The organism is Sphingobacterium deserti (genome assembly GCF_000757725.1).
GTDB classification, from domain to species: Bacteria; Bacteroidota; Bacteroidia; order Sphingobacteriales; family Sphingobacteriaceae; genus Sphingobacterium; species Sphingobacterium deserti.
Window position 1 is genome coordinate 57,181 of sequence record NZ_JJMU01000072.1, and the last position, 15,984, is coordinate 73,164.

At 42.6% G+C, this 15,984-nt stretch carries 11 protein-coding genes and 1 tRNA gene; 9 read left to right on the forward strand and 3 right to left on the reverse strand.

The window, feature by feature from the left end; all coding sequences use genetic code 11:
* Position 1: 1 nt before the first annotated feature.
* The 6 genes from DI53_RS18975 (at position 2) to DI53_RS19000 (ending at position 8,552) form a co-directional block, all read left to right on the forward strand.
* Entirely contained in the window at positions 2–1,957 is a 1,956-nt protein-coding gene (locus DI53_RS18975; RefSeq protein WP_037503623.1) for a M1 family metallopeptidase, read from the forward strand.
* Between the two features lie 6 nt (positions 1,958–1,963).
* The gene (locus DI53_RS18980; protein WP_037503626.1) at positions 1,964–2,659 is read left to right on the forward strand and encodes a hypothetical protein; all 696 of its coding nucleotides are present in this window, start codon (positions 1,964–1,966) and stop codon (positions 2,657–2,659) included.
* 34 nt (positions 2,660–2,693) lie between these two features.
* The gene (locus DI53_RS18985) at positions 2,694–4,166 is read left to right on the forward strand and encodes an amino acid permease (RefSeq protein WP_037503696.1); all 1,473 of its coding nucleotides are present in this window, start codon (positions 2,694–2,696) and stop codon (positions 4,164–4,166) included.
* A 1,447-nt stretch (positions 4,167–5,613) separates the two neighbouring features.
* Positions 5,614–5,778, forward strand: coding sequence for a hypothetical protein (locus tag DI53_RS20425; RefSeq protein WP_157836807.1), 165 nt, complete (start codon positions 5,614–5,616; stop codon positions 5,776–5,778).
* Positions 5,779–5,805: 27 nt separating this feature from the next.
* Positions 5,806–7,428, forward strand: a complete 1,623-nt coding sequence (locus DI53_RS18995; protein WP_037503631.1) for a hypothetical protein — start codon at positions 5,806–5,808, stop codon at positions 7,426–7,428.
* Between the two features lie 713 nt (positions 7,429–8,141).
* On the forward strand, positions 8,142–8,552 hold the full coding sequence (locus DI53_RS19000; protein WP_037503634.1) for a hypothetical protein: 411 nt from the start codon (positions 8,142–8,144) through the stop codon (positions 8,550–8,552).
* Between the two features lie 188 nt (positions 8,553–8,740).
* Here DI53_RS19000 and DI53_RS19005 read toward each other — a convergent pair.
* Positions 8,741–8,813, reverse strand: a tRNA-Thr gene (locus tag DI53_RS19005).
* A gap of 240 nt (positions 8,814–9,053) precedes the next feature.
* On the opposite strand from DI53_RS19005, the gene clpB reads away from it, so the two are divergent.
* On the forward strand, positions 9,054–11,666 hold the full coding sequence (clpB, locus tag DI53_RS19010) for an ATP-dependent chaperone ClpB (RefSeq protein ID WP_037503637.1): 2,613 nt from the start codon (positions 9,054–9,056) through the stop codon (positions 11,664–11,666).
* Between the two features lie 76 nt (positions 11,667–11,742).
* Here the strand turns inward: clpB and DI53_RS19015 are convergent, their stop codons facing one another.
* Positions 11,743–13,095: a PDZ domain-containing protein gene (locus tag DI53_RS19015; RefSeq protein ID WP_037503640.1), complete on the reverse strand. Its 1,353-nt coding sequence runs from the start codon at positions 13,093–13,095 to the stop codon at positions 11,743–11,745.
* Between the two features lie 133 nt (positions 13,096–13,228).
* Here DI53_RS19015 and DI53_RS19020 point away from each other — a divergent pair, with 133 nt between their 5' ends.
* Positions 13,229–14,269, forward strand: coding sequence for a L,D-transpeptidase (locus DI53_RS19020; RefSeq protein ID WP_037503643.1), 1,041 nt, complete (start codon positions 13,229–13,231; stop codon positions 14,267–14,269).
* Positions 14,270–14,341: 72 nt separating this feature from the next.
* Positions 14,342–15,112, forward strand: a complete 771-nt coding sequence (locus DI53_RS19025; protein WP_081939509.1) for a murein L,D-transpeptidase catalytic domain family protein — start codon at positions 14,342–14,344, stop codon at positions 15,110–15,112.
* A 127-nt stretch (positions 15,113–15,239) separates the two neighbouring features.
* On the opposite strand, the gene DI53_RS19030 is transcribed toward DI53_RS19025, so the two are convergent.
* Positions 15,240–15,984: NADP-dependent isocitrate dehydrogenase (locus DI53_RS19030; protein ID WP_037503646.1), on the reverse strand; the 745-nt coding region annotated here is incomplete at its 5' end.

Genomic DNA, 15,984 nt, shown 5'->3' on the forward strand with positions numbered 1-15,984 from the left:
TATGAGGGGTAAAATCATCTTTACATCACTATCTTGCGCTTTACTGGCGTTCGGACAGGTGCATGCCCAAACACAAAGTAAGAGTGTCTACAGTTACACAGATGCGTTCAATCCGATCTTCTATACGAGCAATGGAAATGCTTATCGCTCTGCCAGTGGCAAGCCGGGACACGCTTATTGGCAAAATAGTGCCAGTTATTCAATAAAAGTCAAGCTGGATGATAAAAGCAATACGGTTTCCGGGAGCGTAACGCTTCACTATACGAATAACAGTCCAGATGAGTTAGGCTATATTTGGCTACAATTGGATCAAAATCTTTTTAACGAAAACTCACGCGGTCAGGCCACCATCCCATTGGAAGATAGTCGATATGGATCGGCGAACTCTGATTTTCAGGGCGGATTTAAGCTGACGAAGGCCACATTTGATAAGGGTGAAGAAGCTAAATACGAGATTATTGACACGCGTATGCGCGTGGAGCTTCCTAAGCCTTTGGCAGCCTCAGGAGGGCAAACCTCCATGACTATCGATTTTGCATATACCGTGCCGCAATACGGGGCAGATAGAACGGGCATACTTCACACCAAAAACGGAGATGTGTTTGCTATTGCCCAGTGGTATCCGCGAGTTTGCGTTTACGACGATGTTCAAGGTTGGAATACGGAACCATATACTGGGCCTGGTGAGTTTTACCTAGAGTATGGCGCCTACGACATTGAAATCACTGCGCCAGCAAACCATATCGTGGTGGCGGGCGGCGAATTGCTAAATCCGGAGGAAGTCTGGACAACAGACCAACTTTCGCGCTACAGAAAAGCCTTCGAAAGTGATAAAACAGTCTCGATCCGGTCTGCAACGGAGGTAACCGCTGCAAACTCACGTCCAAAAAAGACCAGTTTAACCTGGAAGTATAAGCTCGAAAATGCACACGACTTTGCATGGGCTTCCTCGGCAGCCTTTATCATTGACGGTGCCAAAATCAATAAACCTAGTGGCAAAAAGGCGTTGGCTCTCTCAGCATATCCAGTAGAGAGTAATGGCAATAACGCTTGGGAGCGCTCGACAGAATACACGAAAGCCTCTATCGAGTATTACAGTAAGAAATGGCTAGAGTACCCCTACCCCGTAGCTGTAAACGTTGCGGCAAATGTGGGAGGCATGGAATACCCTGCCCTATCATTCTGCGGATACGAAGCAAAAGCAGGAAATTTGTGGGGCGTTACCGATCATGAGTTTGGACACAATTGGTTCCCAATGATTGTTGGTAGCAATGAGCGCCTACACGCCTGGATGGATGAAGGGTTTAATAGCTTCATCAATGAATTATCTACGCAGGAGTTTAACAGGGGTGAATACCAAAGAACCCTCGGACACAGAAATAGTATGGCGCGTGCCTTTGCTCTTCCCAACCTAGAGCCTATCATGTCGTCTCCCCAAAATATGAAAGAGCGAAACCTTGGAACTCTCGCCTACTATAAACCTGCATACGGACTAAGATTACTGCGCGATGAAGTGATCGGCGCAGAGCGATTTGATCGCGCATTCCGGAATTATATTGCAGCTTGGGCTTACAAACACCCCACACCCGATGATTTTTTTCGCACCATAGAAAACGAAACGGGAGAAAATCTGGGATGGTTTTGGCGAGGATGGTTTAAAAATAACTGGATGCTGGATCAAGCTATTCGCTCCGTTGACTACGATAAGTTAGATCCTAAAAATGGCGCAATAATCACCATAGAAAACCTACAGCGCTTGCCCATGCCGGTAGTGATTGAAGCGACGACGGAATCCGGAAAGAAAATCAGGAAGAAATTGCCGGTAGAGATATGGCAACGAAACACGTCATGGCGGTTTAAGCTTCAATCAACGGAGAAGTTGACCTCTGTTGTAATTGATCCAGATCATGTGTATCCCGATATCAATCCAGAAAATAATGTTTGGCCTAGAAATTAGAAAGCGATGAATAATAGAAAAAGAGAGAAATTATTTACGGTATGCTCGATCATATTATTTGTTTTGGTTGGTCAGTTCGCCAAAGCACAACAAATCAAAGGTATCGTCCACGAACTGGAGAGCAGTCAAAAGCTTCCCCATGTGCTGGTAAAAAATCTACGTACCAACCAGACCATTGAGACTGATAATGAAGGCGTCTTCACAATCGAGGGGACGATAAACGACTTATTGACATTCACACAAGCTGGCTATGAAGTTGATACAGCTTTTGTTTACCAAGAAGGGATACAGCGTATCTATTTGGTTCATGACGAGAAAAGTATCCTCATAGACGAAGTTATTGTAAGTAGACTTACCGATAGCCGTCTTGCAAACGAAATCGAAAGAGCGAAAAAAGAGGGGCAGGTAACGGAGGCCTCACAAAACAGAGGTGGAATGCGTATATCGGCCTCTCGCCTATTCGGTCGCCAAAGCAAGCAAGCGCGCAAAAATTTAAATTTGCTCATCACGGAGCAGAGTAACCGAAAAGTAGATCGAATATTTACAAGTCAGGCTATCAGAGCTATTGTGCCAGTTACAGATGCAGATCTACCATTATTTAGGGAGCAGTTTAGACCTACGCTGGAATTTATGCAAACCGCATCACCGGAAGATGTGAGGATATATGTTCTCGATTCCTACAGTAAATTTAAATCGAAATAAAACCCGTCACAAAACTACTAACCCTAGAATAATTATGCTTTTTAAAAAATCTATCCCTCAAATTATCAGCGAAGCCAAAGAGAGTGGCGAACATACGCTAAAACGAACGCTTTCCAGCGGCGGTTTAGTTGCGCTGGGCGTCGGCGCGATTATTGGCGCAGGGCTCTTTTCACTTACCGGCATTGCTGCTGCCGAAAACGCCGGTCCGGCTGTTATCCTATCTTTCGTGATCGCCGCCGTAGCTTGTTCTTTTGCCGGCTTGTGCTACGCGGAATTCGCGTCCATGATTCCAGTAGCGGGGAGCGCATACACCTATTCTTACGCGACTATGGGAGAATTTGTTGCGTGGATTATCGGCTGGGATCTCGTGCTGGAATACGCATTGGCAAGTGCCACCGTAGCCGTCAGTTGGTCGCAATATTTCAACCAGCTGCTCATGACTTTTGGTGTTTCTATTCCTGATCAATTTTTGAAAGGTCCGTGGGAAGGCGGCGTCGTGAATGTACCTGCAATAGTGATCGTATGTTTGCTCTCGCTGTTACTGATGCGCGGCACCAAAGAATCGTCTACGGTGAACAATATATTGGTAATCTTAAAAGTAAGTGTCGTTTTGATCTTTATCGTTTTAGGGTGGAGCTTTATTGATTCTGCAAACCACAGTCCTTTTATACCAACGAATGAAGGTGAGGAGCTGGTAAAAAGTGGGCAGAAAAGTTTTTGGTCATTTTTAGGAAGTGAAGATTTTGGAAAGTTCGGAATTAGTGGAATCTTGCGCGCTGCAGGTGTGTTGTTTTTCGCATTTGTTGGGTTTGACGCAGTAAGTACCGCGGCGCAAGAGGCGAAAGATCCTAAAAGAGGAATGCCAATTGGTATCATCGGTTCGCTAATCGTCTGCACCATACTCTACGTTCTCTTTTCATATGTGATGACCGGACTGGAGAATTACCAAATGTTTAAAGGCGACGCTAAACCTGTTGCAACGGCATTTGCTAAAACAGGTTATACGTTTTTAAACTCTGCACTTATTGTTACCATCATCGCTGGTTATACCTCAGTTATTCTCGTAATGTTACTCGGGCAAAGCCGTGTGTTCTACTCTATGAGTAAGGATGGGTTGTTACCAAAACTTTTCTCTGACCTTTCAAAAAATCAGACGCCATGGAAAACAAATCTAATTTTCATGATATTTGTATCCATCTTTGCGGGATTCGTTCCGGTCTCCGATCTGGGACATATGGTTAGTATAGGAACACTGTTTGCCTTTACTTTGGTGTGCATCGGGATATTGGTTTTAAGAAAATCTAATCCAGAATTAGAGCGGCCTTTCAAGACGCCGCTCGTTCCATTTCTGCCGATTCTGGGCGTTATAGTCTGTATACTTCTGATGGCTTCTTTGCCAATAGAAAGTTGGGAACGTTTAGGAGTTTGGTTGCTGATTGGCTTAATTATCTATGTACTGTACGGTATGAAACATAGTAAAATAAGACAGCAACATCGAAAAGGCTAATTAGCCAAAGGTTAATAGCAAGACCGTTTCAACACATATTGGAACGGTCTTTTTTTATATCTTCATTCGATGTCTCCCTTTTCAGCGAGAAGTTGTTCGCGTCGCGAAATTCCCTGCGTAAAAGAGATGTATAAACACCTCTTATGCGCATAAAAAATACCTATTTACTTTACAGACCATGATGTGGCCTGTAATTTGTTTAGTACTGCCAGAACCTTATACCAAACGATGGAACGCAACGATCATTATGTGGAAGATATTCCATTGCCTCAAATAACAATTGAACCTATTGCGAGCGAAAGCTCTAATACCGTTATCCACAAAGACTTCATATCGCTAATAAATCAAAATAAATCTGTTTTTTTAGGCTTTATAAAGCTATTGATCGTACTAGTGGCTGTCAATGTTTTATATTTCCTATACGACCCAAAAGTTCTACTAGATACGTTGATTTTTATTTTCTTTATCAACTTTGCCATACTGTGTCTCCTCTTCTATTTTTGCAAATCGCGAAATTGGAATTCCGAAGCCAAAAGACATACCGCTCGATCTAGGGATAAAGCCAGTAAACCGTCTTCGTAGCAATTATCTCAATTCCTGCGCAGGTAACGTCATCCTTCATCGCCCGATTATAAGCGTCCATTTGTTTGGCCTGGCGACAACGCAATCAGAAACTACAGCAAATTAGTTTAGTGCATAGTACTGAAATGAACGAATGCCGTCGAGTGAATTCCTCATTTATTGGGTTGAACAATTTTGTTGAAGATCAAGATTCCCTAGCCATGAACTGTGCACGTACCAACTTTTTCATAAGAGGAACAGCCCTTGCTAGCGAGTTTCGTTGGATAGTTCCTATTTGATTCAACCATTTCCCAAGAACTACGCCGAGGGCATCCCCCCAAACATAAGTATTTTATACAACCATAATAACGCAATTGTGCCATTCGTATCCAGCTGATGCACAGTGCAAAAGCAGCGTATACAAGCACATCGTTGTTGCATCTAGGGCCTACTAATATGACTATAAATTATTCAGAAAAAACTTCCTACTATCATGATATAACAATCTGTTTAAATGCCCTTTTTATCAATTTTTAACCGACAAAGAAAACAATTGAAATCAGAAAAATAAATCATAAGACACTATTAGTGAGTATATTACAAACTAGATGTAATGCATTAGAATTAAACACCCACTCTGTAGACGCATCGCTACAATAATTTATATTTCAAAAGTTATTCCATCTATTATTATTGAATTATAATAAGTTTGCGCCCATCAAAGCGTGCCGGTTGATTGAAACCGCCCCTTTTCTCAGTAGCATGGAAAGTCTGCCCCATTGTACGGTTAGCAGTACAACTATTACATCTGAAGTCAAATGGGCATTATGTGTTCAAGCGCTTTGCAGATTAAAAATTTTTTAGTGTATAACATAAATATAAGGCGATGAAACTAAAGTACGAAAATCCGACAATTGAATTAGTGACTATCTTGATGGAGGAAGACATTGTTAAATCCTCGGTATTACCGCAGAACAAAAATGGCATTGTTGAGCAGGAATGGGACCGTCAGGAAACCGAGTATAGAACAATAGACCTAGGCGACATTTAAATAACGATGATAAATCCATTTATTACGATGAGTAAAGAAAAGCTAATTCTGGGCGGGTTAATACTTTTGATCTTGCTAGGTATAGGGGCATGTAGTAAGGACGTTATTTCGGATGTATCTGTAGAGGCAAATGTGACGATCGAACTATTGGGCTCCGAGATTGATTCTGAAAACGCCGGTGCCTCACAAAGTGTCAGTAAGCACACTGCTCAGGGAGCAAGTGGTGAATTTAAAGCTCAAGCCATCAATTATGGTAGCAATGAATTAGAACCTGCTCTACAAGAACAATCCAGGGTATTGAGTTTGGACAATAACTTTTCATTAGTCGCAACCTTAAAACCTCGTGCGCTGGATTCTACTTCAGCAAAAGAAGTCGCTGCGAAAGGCTTAAAAGCATCGACAGCTGGCAAAAAATCAGCTATCGTTAGAACGCCTTTGGGTGCAGGGGTGAAATATCGAGTGATGGCCTATCTGGGTGACAATTTCGTAGCACAACAAGACTATGAGGTAGGCAAAGGCCCATCAGGTTTTACAAACCTAACCGTAGGGGCTACATACACTTTCATAGCCTATTCAGTAAACAGTTCTGCCATTTTGCCTGAAGTAACCAATCGAGCAAAACTATCTACGGCGAGCTTTACCAGCAGCGAAGACTTGATGTATTTTAAGAGTACACTGAAAATCGCCAACGGTGACAATTACTTAGGCGTAGTCTTAAAGCATCAATTTAGCTTGATAACGATGACCACCCGTTTGACTGATGACACACGCGGCGAAATCGTTTCTTTGACGAAAGTACGCTTTACTGGTCAAGGAAATAGGACGGACACGCCGCGAAAAAACGGTACAGTAAAAATTAGTGATGGAACGCTGACCTATAGCGCGGATACGACATCAGTAGCGGTTAATTATCCAAATTTGGGAGGAGGATTGCGCACGGTAACGGCTAATCCGACATTATTAATCTCACCGAAGATATCAACCGTAGACCTCGCTATCGGCAACCTTCTAATCAACGCGGTAATCAATGGTAAACAGGTTTCAACCGTAAGGAATAATCTAATCTTGGAAAATTTTGTGATTGCGCCCAATCAGCAATACGACTTGGTTGTCCAAATTAAAAACCCTTGCACGGAGCCTACCGGTGATGATACCTTTGAGTGGCGCAGCCAATATGGAGATATCAAAACAAACACGCTGTATGCAAGCGGCGCAAACTACGGTTACACATTTGACATTTATGAGCTAGACAATTCCTTTAATATGGAAATTAACGGTCAGAAACTTGCAACGAAAGAGATTCAATTTGAGTACACCACGGCTACGAACCTTCCAAAACGGAACGTCCAGTTTGCAGATGGCAGTATTTGGGGATCAGGTAACGTGTTCCAAATTTGGAATATCATTGGAAATAGGGATTACCCGTCTGTAAAATTAGTGATTAGCTCGAAAGGTGAAGTATCTCTTTTCGGACGAAAAAACAATACCGATAGAGCGCTTTACCCGATAGTATTTACCGATGATACCAAATTCAATAAAATCATATGGAACACTAGTGGACAAAATAAGGTAGTGGTTACCCAATCGGTTATTAACATAACGGTCATGCACGGCAGAGGTTACGGCGTGAAGGTTATTCCTTGTCCATAACGGAATAATGCTGATTAGGTTGATATTTTAATTAACCCTTCTACGTTGGCAATAAAGCGATTATCCAAGGATACCGAGTTAACAGAAATTTCTCGGTATCCTTCCTATAGGAAACAAGACGTCCGTTATGTACACAACACATCATTTTTCCCAATCTCGAGCAGCAGAGCGCGCTATGCAACTGCCACTTTTATTGAATGGTGGCGACCGAGCACCTCTGATAGATTGCAACAATTCATCCAAAGCTACACACGAAAGCGTCAAACAGCGCAGTAGGTTTACTCGAACGTCTTCCAAGCGTAAGCCTCGTCCATAGTATCAATTCCCCCCTCCTTTTAGGTCATTTTTTTCCTATTAATACATATGGAAAATTATTTCTATATAGTTTTTTGGTACCCAGATTTACAACGACTAAAAAATTGATTTCTGAATACAACATGTATTGTAAATCTCGATGAGCGCTCGCTCGTTGACTTCAACCTATCAGCCTCTTTCTCGTATATTATTAATAGCGAACTGATTAAATAGCGAACTGTATCCTAAAGAATTGCTGCAGGTTATGCCGACCGCAGGTATCTAGCTTACGCAACTTATTGCTTAAACAACTTTTATCCGGATGTTTTCCCTCATCGTTTGATAATATCATACATTTTTGGCACTTCGTTTGCCAAAAGCGTATTTATTGAAAAACATTACTATTTATTTTTAAAACGATGAAAACAAAATGGGTTACCGCCATAATAGTGGCGTGTGTGGCATTTGCATTTGCCGGATGTTCAAAAAATGATGAAGTATCGAACAATACAAGCATCGATGCAGCAGTTGGTCGCTACAAGGGAAGTCTTGAAATTGTTGACGGCAGTAACAACACCCTGTTCGATAAAACGATCGTGGTGAGCAAGGTTTCTGACAGCAGAATTAAAGTCGTTGTGGAAGACAATGCTTTAAATCTTCCTGATCGCGAATTTAATGTCACGAACAATATGAATATATCCATTACAAGCGCAGCTATCTCAACAGGCGGTACTTTCCTCTATGATGTCAAAGAAAATAGCGTGGTTTATCAGGCGGAGCCAACCGCGCAAGGTGAAGTATTATTCACTTTTAAAGGAAATAAGCAATAAATCTAAGATTTATTCATCCCTGCAATTTAAAACGCGGGCATATGCATGAAATAAATCACACATCTAAGCAGTAGTAAACAATAGTTTGCTACTGCATTTTTATTTTCTAGCTCCCCTAACACCGGTACAATTGATTTAAAACGCAAAAAAGCGGCTTTTTCGTGTAAAAAAACCGCTTTTTATAGCTGAGCCTCCTATCGGGATCGAACCAATGACCTACTGATTACAAGTCAGTTGCTCTACCAGCTGAGCTAAGGAGGCTTATTGTTTTGGTTGAGCAAATATCTGAAGTTTCCTCAAAAAAAGCAAATCTCCTTTTTGTTTTCATGAGGCGAAAATCGTAAGAAATTGATAGACAGACTGAAAAAATCAATAAAAAGACATTTTGTCTTTCTATTTAAAAATTCAATGACAAAATTTCCGACAAGACGACTTAAATCCAAAAGGCATGTAAATTGTTAATCAGTACTAAAGACAAACAGCAATAAAACACAAGCACATATGAATTTTAACAACTATACAATCAAAGCACAGGAAGCCATACAAAAAGCTTCTGAAATAGCTGTTGGAAATCAACAACAGGCTATTGAACCTGCACATATTTTAAAAGCACTTCTTGCGGTAGATGAAAACATTGTAGGACATCTCCTCAAAAAGCTGAACGCTAACCTAAGCTATATCAACACGGAAGTAGATAAGCTAATTGATTCACTGCCGAAGGTGAGCGGTAGCAATGTATACCTGAGCAATAGTACTTCAGCTGTTCTGCAAAAGGCACAGAGCTATCTCAAGGAATTTAACGACGAATTCATCTCTATTGAGCATTTGCTTCTGGCGTTATTATCCGCGAGCGATAAAACAAGTGCGCTATTGAAGGATCAAGGAATCAATGATAAAGATCTGAAAACCGCTATAAAAGAACTTCGTGGGTCATCGCGCGTAACCGATCAAAATGCCGAAGCGACATACAATGCATTGGGCAAATATGCGCGAAACCTCAATGAGTACGCCGAATCAGGAAAGCTGGATCCAGTTATTGGACGTGATGAAGAAATACGCCGGGTGATGCAGATTTTATCGCGGCGCACAAAGAACAACCCGATCCTCGTGGGCGAGCCTGGCGTGGGTAAAACGGCTATCGCTGAGGGAATAGCTTACCGGATTATCAAAGGAGACGCACCGGAAAACCTAAAGTCGAAGATCGTCTATTCCCTTGATATGGGTGCGCTTATCGCTGGCGCGAAATACAAAGGTGAATTTGAAGAGCGGTTGAAGGCGGTTGTGAAAGAAGTCGCCGAAAGCGATGGCGAAATCATTTTATTTATCGATGAGATCCATACGCTGGTAGGTGCTGGCGGCGGGGAGGGCGCTATGGATGCCGCCAACATTCTAAAGCCGGCCCTTGCCAGAGGCGAATTACGCGCCATCGGGGCAACCACCTTAAATGAATTCCAAAAATATTTTGAGAAGGATAAAGCGCTCGAACGACGTTTCCAAAAGGTGATGGTGGATGAACCGGATACACAGGATGCCATTTCCATATTGCGAGGATTGAAAGAGCGCTACGAAACGCATCATAAAGTGCGTATACTGGATGAATCTATTATTGCGGCTGTAGAGCTGTCGCAGCGTTACATTACCGATCGCTTCTTGCCCGATAAGGCAATTGACCTGATCGATGAGGCGGCTTCGAAGTTGCGTCTGGAGATGGATTCCGTGCCGGAAGCAGTTGACGAGCTCAACAGACGCATTATGCAGTTGGAGATAGAACGCGAGGCGATAAAGCGGGAACACGACGAGCGAAAGGTTCAGGAGCTTTCTGAAACCATCGCAAATCTTTCCACAGAACGAGATTCTTTGAAAGCGGCATGGCAATCAGAAAAGACCCTAGTCGATCGCGTTAACCAGGAAATACAGAATATAGAGGACTACAAGCTGGAAGCTGACCAGGCTGAACGCGCTGGTGACTATGGCAAAGTTGCTGAGCTTCGCTACGGCAAAATTAAAGAAGCGCAGGATAACGCAGAAAAGTTGAAACTTGAGTTGGCGGAAAAACAACAGAGCAGCCGTATGTTGAAAGAGGAAGTTACGTCTGATGATATTGCAGATGTGGTATCGCGTTGGACGGGCATCCCTGTCAATAAAATGATACAGTCCGAACGCGAAAAGCTGTTAAATCTGGAAACGGAACTTCACAAACGCGTTGCTGGACAGGAAGAGGCTATAGAAGCTATCGCTGATGCTATTAGGCGTTCAAGGGCTGGCTTAAGTGACGCCAAGCGCCCTATCGGCTCTTTCATTTTTCTCGGTACGACGGGTGTAGGAAAAACCGAGCTGGCCAAAGCACTTGCGGAGTTTTTATTTGATGACGAGCAAGCATTAGTGCGGATTGATATGTCTGAATATCAGGAACGACACGCCGTATCGCGCCTTATCGGGGCGCCTCCGGGCTACGTCGGCTATGATGAAGGCGGGCAATTAACAGAAGCCGTAAGACGCCGCCCCTACTCCGTCGTTCTGTTGGATGAAATAGAAAAGGCACACCCGGATGTTTTTAATATCTTGTTGCAGGTGTTGGACGATGGACATCTTACCGACAACAAAGGCCGTGTCGTAAACTTCAAGAATACGATTATCATTATGACGTCCAATACAGGATCCGCCGTAATACAGGAAAATTTCTCAACGTTAACGGAGGAAAATCGAGATGAAGTAGTCGCAAGAACTAAAGACGACGTTTTTGCTATCCTTCAAAAATCCATACGTCCGGAATTTCTAAACCGTATCGATGAGGTTATTATGTTCACACCGCTCGGCCGCAATGAGATAGGTAACATCGTGCGGATGCAATTTAATAAGCTACAGCATCAGCTTGCTGATCAAAACATTTATATCACGGCGAGTGAAGATGCGCTCGACTGGCTGGGACAGCTCGGTTACGATCCAGTGTATGGTGCACGCCCGCTGAAACGTGTCATACAGAAGAGAATTCTAAACGAACTTTCCAAAGAGATTTTGGCAGGCAAGGTATTGCGAGATTCGGTCATTGAGGTCGATGTTTTTGACGGCCAATTTGTATTTATTAATAAATCCGCGACCGAGCAAGTATCATAAGCAATTGTAGGCGTAGATAGCTCATATAAAGCTGTAATCCCAACGGATTCATTCGTTAGGATTACAGCTTTAAACATTATTTCACCTCTTTATATGGGATAGGGTCTACCAACTGAAATTTGAGATCTTTCACCTCTCCATTTCGCAGTAATGTAACGCGGATAGTTTCACCTTCGCGCGTTTGCAATATAGCCATGATTTTTGAAAGGTTGTATGCACTAACATCCCTGCCATTAATTTTTAACAGCTCGTCACCTACTTTAATGCCAGATAAGGCGGCAGGCCCACCTTTACGCAACCCGGCGATACGATATGTATTACGCAATACAAATGTGTACTGCATATTGTCATTAGATAAATCAATCGTGATACCTTGTTCATAGCCGTATGAACCCGAGTTGCGCTCTCGCTGTTTGGGCTGCTTAACCAATTCTTTTTTCCAGATCATACCATCATGCTTCACATCCATTCCGGCCATATTGAGTAAAAAGGCTTTCGAAAACAATTTATTCTTTCGCAGAAACAAGCGTTCCTGTTCATAGTCAATCAATATGTCGAACCGTTGTAAGATTTGGTTTCCTACCGACCCAATACGATCGGGCGTGAGTTTGCTCATAAACACGGCTGCAGAGTCCGGATAAGCTGCAATTGGGTAGCGTAAGGTAAATTTTCCTATTTGGGCTTCTTTGATCCGATTTCGTTTTCCATAGATCTCACCATTGAATCCACGACCGATATACTCTTCCACATAAGGCGCTTTGACTTGGAAATCTGGCAGCAGAAACGGAAACAGCATCAGCGGATCGGTATTCCCCATATCCACAAGCATCTTCCCGCGGGCGAAGTTGTTGGTATCACCAAGCTGGGCTTGTATATAAGGTCGATCATTTTCTATATCCATCGGCACAGCCGAGAAGCTTCGCACAATGTTGTTGTAAGAATAACCGCGCGGATACAAGGTCATTTTCTGCCTAATGTAATCCATACGAATGACAAAGCTGTAAAAGAACTTCGATCCCAAGATCCCATTAATAGGCACGCCGACGTCTGTAGAGATATCGAGTTCAGACGCTTGTATCACGTATAACCAGTGTAATGAATCCACAGCGACTCCGGCGACATCGACAATATTTCCTGTAGAGAGTATGCCGTCAACTCCCTGCTCCATCCCTATCCCCTGAAAACGCATTTTATTCTGATTGTTTAGATAGAGCGAATCATTGGTCTGTGCAAAAAGTATCGTCTCTTTAACACCAGTATCCAGCAAAAACGAAAATAATATTCCGTTGATTTTGAGCGGTAAAAGCACGACGTTGTTGTGCAATTCAAACTTTACGGTAACTGGCTTGTTCTCCTTAAGTCGAAAGATGCCCTGCCCATGTAATATACATGGCATACATACAGCCATCAGGTAGACATACCATTTCATTTACATATTTATAATTGGAGCGCATACGAATGTAGCGATTTTATAGTGATTATTCACAACATCGCACCGTCGATATGATGCCAGCAATTGCTATATTTGATAGACCGGACGTAAAAAACGAAAGTGACCATACATGAAATTATACAGTAAATTTGTTTTCTTAACCTGTAGTTTGGCGGTGATTGCCTGCAACCAGCCAAACAATACTAAAAATGAAAAGCCTGATCCGGCCGAGCAACGACGCATAGACTCGTTGGAAACGGTAAAAAAAGCAGAGGAAGAGGCTAAGAAAAAGCCACGTACTTCGGAAGACATTAAATTATCGAAAGATTTAGCTTACGACAAGCACACCTTGGAAGAAAGCTATCCGTATAAAGATACCAACCGTGTCTTCCAATTGGATAAAATAAAGGAAAAGCTGGCTTTAGTTGAAAATTTCCAACGTGCTCCCGCATCTTACGTTGTACTTCAAAATCATAAAAATAAGAATCAGGAAGCACCACTTGTAAAAAAATATAAGCGGAATGAATACACACGGATTTCCGACACATTGGGCAATGAACGTTACCAATCTGCACCGCTATATGCACTTGGCGAGACGGAACGCCCATCAATTTATGGACGTGATGGCTTTTTAGCAAAACTACGCAGCAGTGACACGATCCCTATGGTGAAAATAGAAGGTGTATCCTTTGAGGGAACATGGGAAACGCCTAAGCGCTATGTGAAGACGATAGGAGATTCGGTAAACTTCCATCACGTCGTTTTTGTCGATGTTACAAACCAAAATATCCTTACGGCAGAGCGCACTGGAGATTGCGAGTGGGCCATACGGAGTATGAACCCGGCGACGACAGGACGACACAAGCCACCCTACGCGCAAGAGACACCAGCAGGCTTGTACGTGGTTCAAGAGAAGAAAACAAAAATGTACTATTACAAAGATGGCACAACAAACATAGAGGGTTATGCCCCCTACGCTAGCCGATTTACAAATGGTGCATATGTGCATGGCGTTCCGGTCAACAATCCGAAGGGCGCAATCATCGAGTATAGCTGGTCGTTAGGCACCACCCCTCGCTCCCATATGTGCGTGCGAAACGCCTCCTCACATGCTAAATTTGTTTTCGATTGGGCAAAGAAGTTTAACGCGCTCGTTATTGTAATAGAATGATATTGACATAAATTTAACACTTTGGTTAGCATAATTTTACTAATTTTGCATGTGAATCAAAGATATGTGTGTATGCGTAGTTTATTTTTTGTAATGTTGACAGGGTTGTTTGTGAGTTATATACCAGCCACGTTGTCCGAAGACTTTAAACCAAATTCAATTAAAACCATTTCCGAAAAACCTGAAGAATCTAAATCCATAAGTCAACTGCTATATGACAAGATGAATTTAGCGCAGGTTTTAAAATTTGAAGCATTTGACCAAGCTTTACAAGGATACAATATCTTACATCCGCGAAAAACGAATATTCTAACGGTCATCGACTTTACTTTGCCTTCTACCGATAAAAGGATGGTAGTCTTGGATATGGAAAAAGAGAAAGTTTTGTTTCACACCATCGTTTCTCATGGTAAGAATTCTGGCGAAAAATATGCGAAGTCATTTTCTAACAAACATGGTTCCTATCAGAGTTCTTTAGGATTCTATGAAACACAGAATACCTACCAGGGTGGAAATGGTTATTCGCTTGTTTTAAACGGCTTAGAAAGAGGAATCAACGACCAAGCGAAGGCGCGTGCAGTCGTTATCCATGGCGCGGATTATTGCAGCGAATCTGTTATAAAGTCTACTGGAAGATTAGGTAGGAGTTATGGCTGCCCGGCATTACCGCGTGCGTTGACCAAACCTATCATCAATGCAATAAAAGATGGTAGCCTGCTTTATATTTATGCTGAAAATAAGGAATATATGGCGGCGACGAAAGTTCTCACGCCTGTAGCCAAAGGTGGTATGTTGGCGCAGCACGATGAGGTTAAGACGGTAGATAGCGATCGTTTGAACTAAACGTGTTTCCATCTGAAAAATTTAGAAAGCAACCGAAGGTTTTCCGGTAAGTTTTCCACTTTATATCAAAAAAATAGCTCCCGCTTCATAGAGGCGGGAGCTATTTTTATATAGCATATGATGTTGACTATAGTGAATCTATAGCGTTGTTCAACGTAGCCGAAGGGCGCATCGCTTTAGAAGCAAGTTCGTCGTTCGGAAAGTAATACCCCCCGATATCCTGAGCTTTTCCTTGTGCAGCAATCAGCTGCTCGTTTATTTTAGCTTCGTTTTCAGCCAAACTACTTGCCAATGGGGCGAACTTAGCTGCCAACTCCGCATCTTCCGCTTGCGCAGCTAATGCTTCTGCCCAATATGACGCGAGGTAGAAATGGGATCCTCTGTTATCAATTTGCCCTACGCGACGTGCAGGTGATTTATCGTTAGCTAAGAATTTCTCCGTAGCCACATCAAGTGCATCAGCCAAAACTTGGGCTTTTTGATTGCTTTGCGTTTGCGATAAGTGTTCAAAAGAAGCACCTAATGCTAAGAATTCACCTAAGGAATCCCAACGTAAATAGCCCTCTTCCTGGAATTGCTCCACGTGTTTCGGTGCAGATCCACCAGCACCTGTTTCGAACAAACCTCCGCCATTCATTAATGGTACGATAGAAAGCATTTTAGCCGAAGTACCCACTTCCAAAATCGGGAACAAGTCTGTTAAATAATCACGTAAAACGTTACCAGTAACCGAGATTGTATCTTCTCCCTTGCGAATACGTTCCACGGTAAGTTTGGTTGCATCTACAGGAGAAAGAATACGGATATCTAGTCCATTGGTATCATGATCCGCTAAATAGGTATTTACTTTCTTAATGATTTCGCGATCGTGA

What these genes read in the sequence shown, in the direction of transcription:
- DI53_RS18975 (WP_037503623.1), top strand. Translation starts at nt 2, where the DNA reads ATGAGGGGTAAAATCATCTTTACATCACTATCTTGCGCTTTACTGGCG.
- DI53_RS18980 (WP_037503626.1), top strand. Translation starts at nt 1,964, where the DNA reads ATGAATAATAGAAAAAGAGAGAAATTATTTACGGTATGCTCGATCATA.
- DI53_RS18985 (WP_037503696.1), top strand. Translation starts at nt 2,694, where the DNA reads ATGCTTTTTAAAAAATCTATCCCTCAAATTATCAGCGAAGCCAAAGAG.
- DI53_RS20425 (WP_157836807.1), top strand. Translation starts at nt 5,614, where the DNA reads ATGAAACTAAAGTACGAAAATCCGACAATTGAATTAGTGACTATCTTG.
- DI53_RS18995 (WP_037503631.1), top strand. Translation starts at nt 5,806, where the DNA reads ATGAGTAAAGAAAAGCTAATTCTGGGCGGGTTAATACTTTTGATCTTG.
- DI53_RS19000 (WP_037503634.1), top strand. Translation starts at nt 8,142, where the DNA reads ATGAAAACAAAATGGGTTACCGCCATAATAGTGGCGTGTGTGGCATTT.
- clpB (WP_037503637.1), top strand. Translation starts at nt 9,054, where the DNA reads ATGAATTTTAACAACTATACAATCAAAGCACAGGAAGCCATACAAAAA.
- DI53_RS19015 (WP_037503640.1), bottom strand. Translation starts at nt 13,095, where the DNA reads ATGAAATGGTATGTCTACCTGATGGCTGTATGTATGCCATGTATATTA.
- DI53_RS19020 (WP_037503643.1), top strand. Translation starts at nt 13,229, where the DNA reads ATGAAATTATACAGTAAATTTGTTTTCTTAACCTGTAGTTTGGCGGTG.
- DI53_RS19025 (WP_081939509.1), top strand. Translation starts at nt 14,342, where the DNA reads ATGCGTAGTTTATTTTTTGTAATGTTGACAGGGTTGTTTGTGAGTTAT.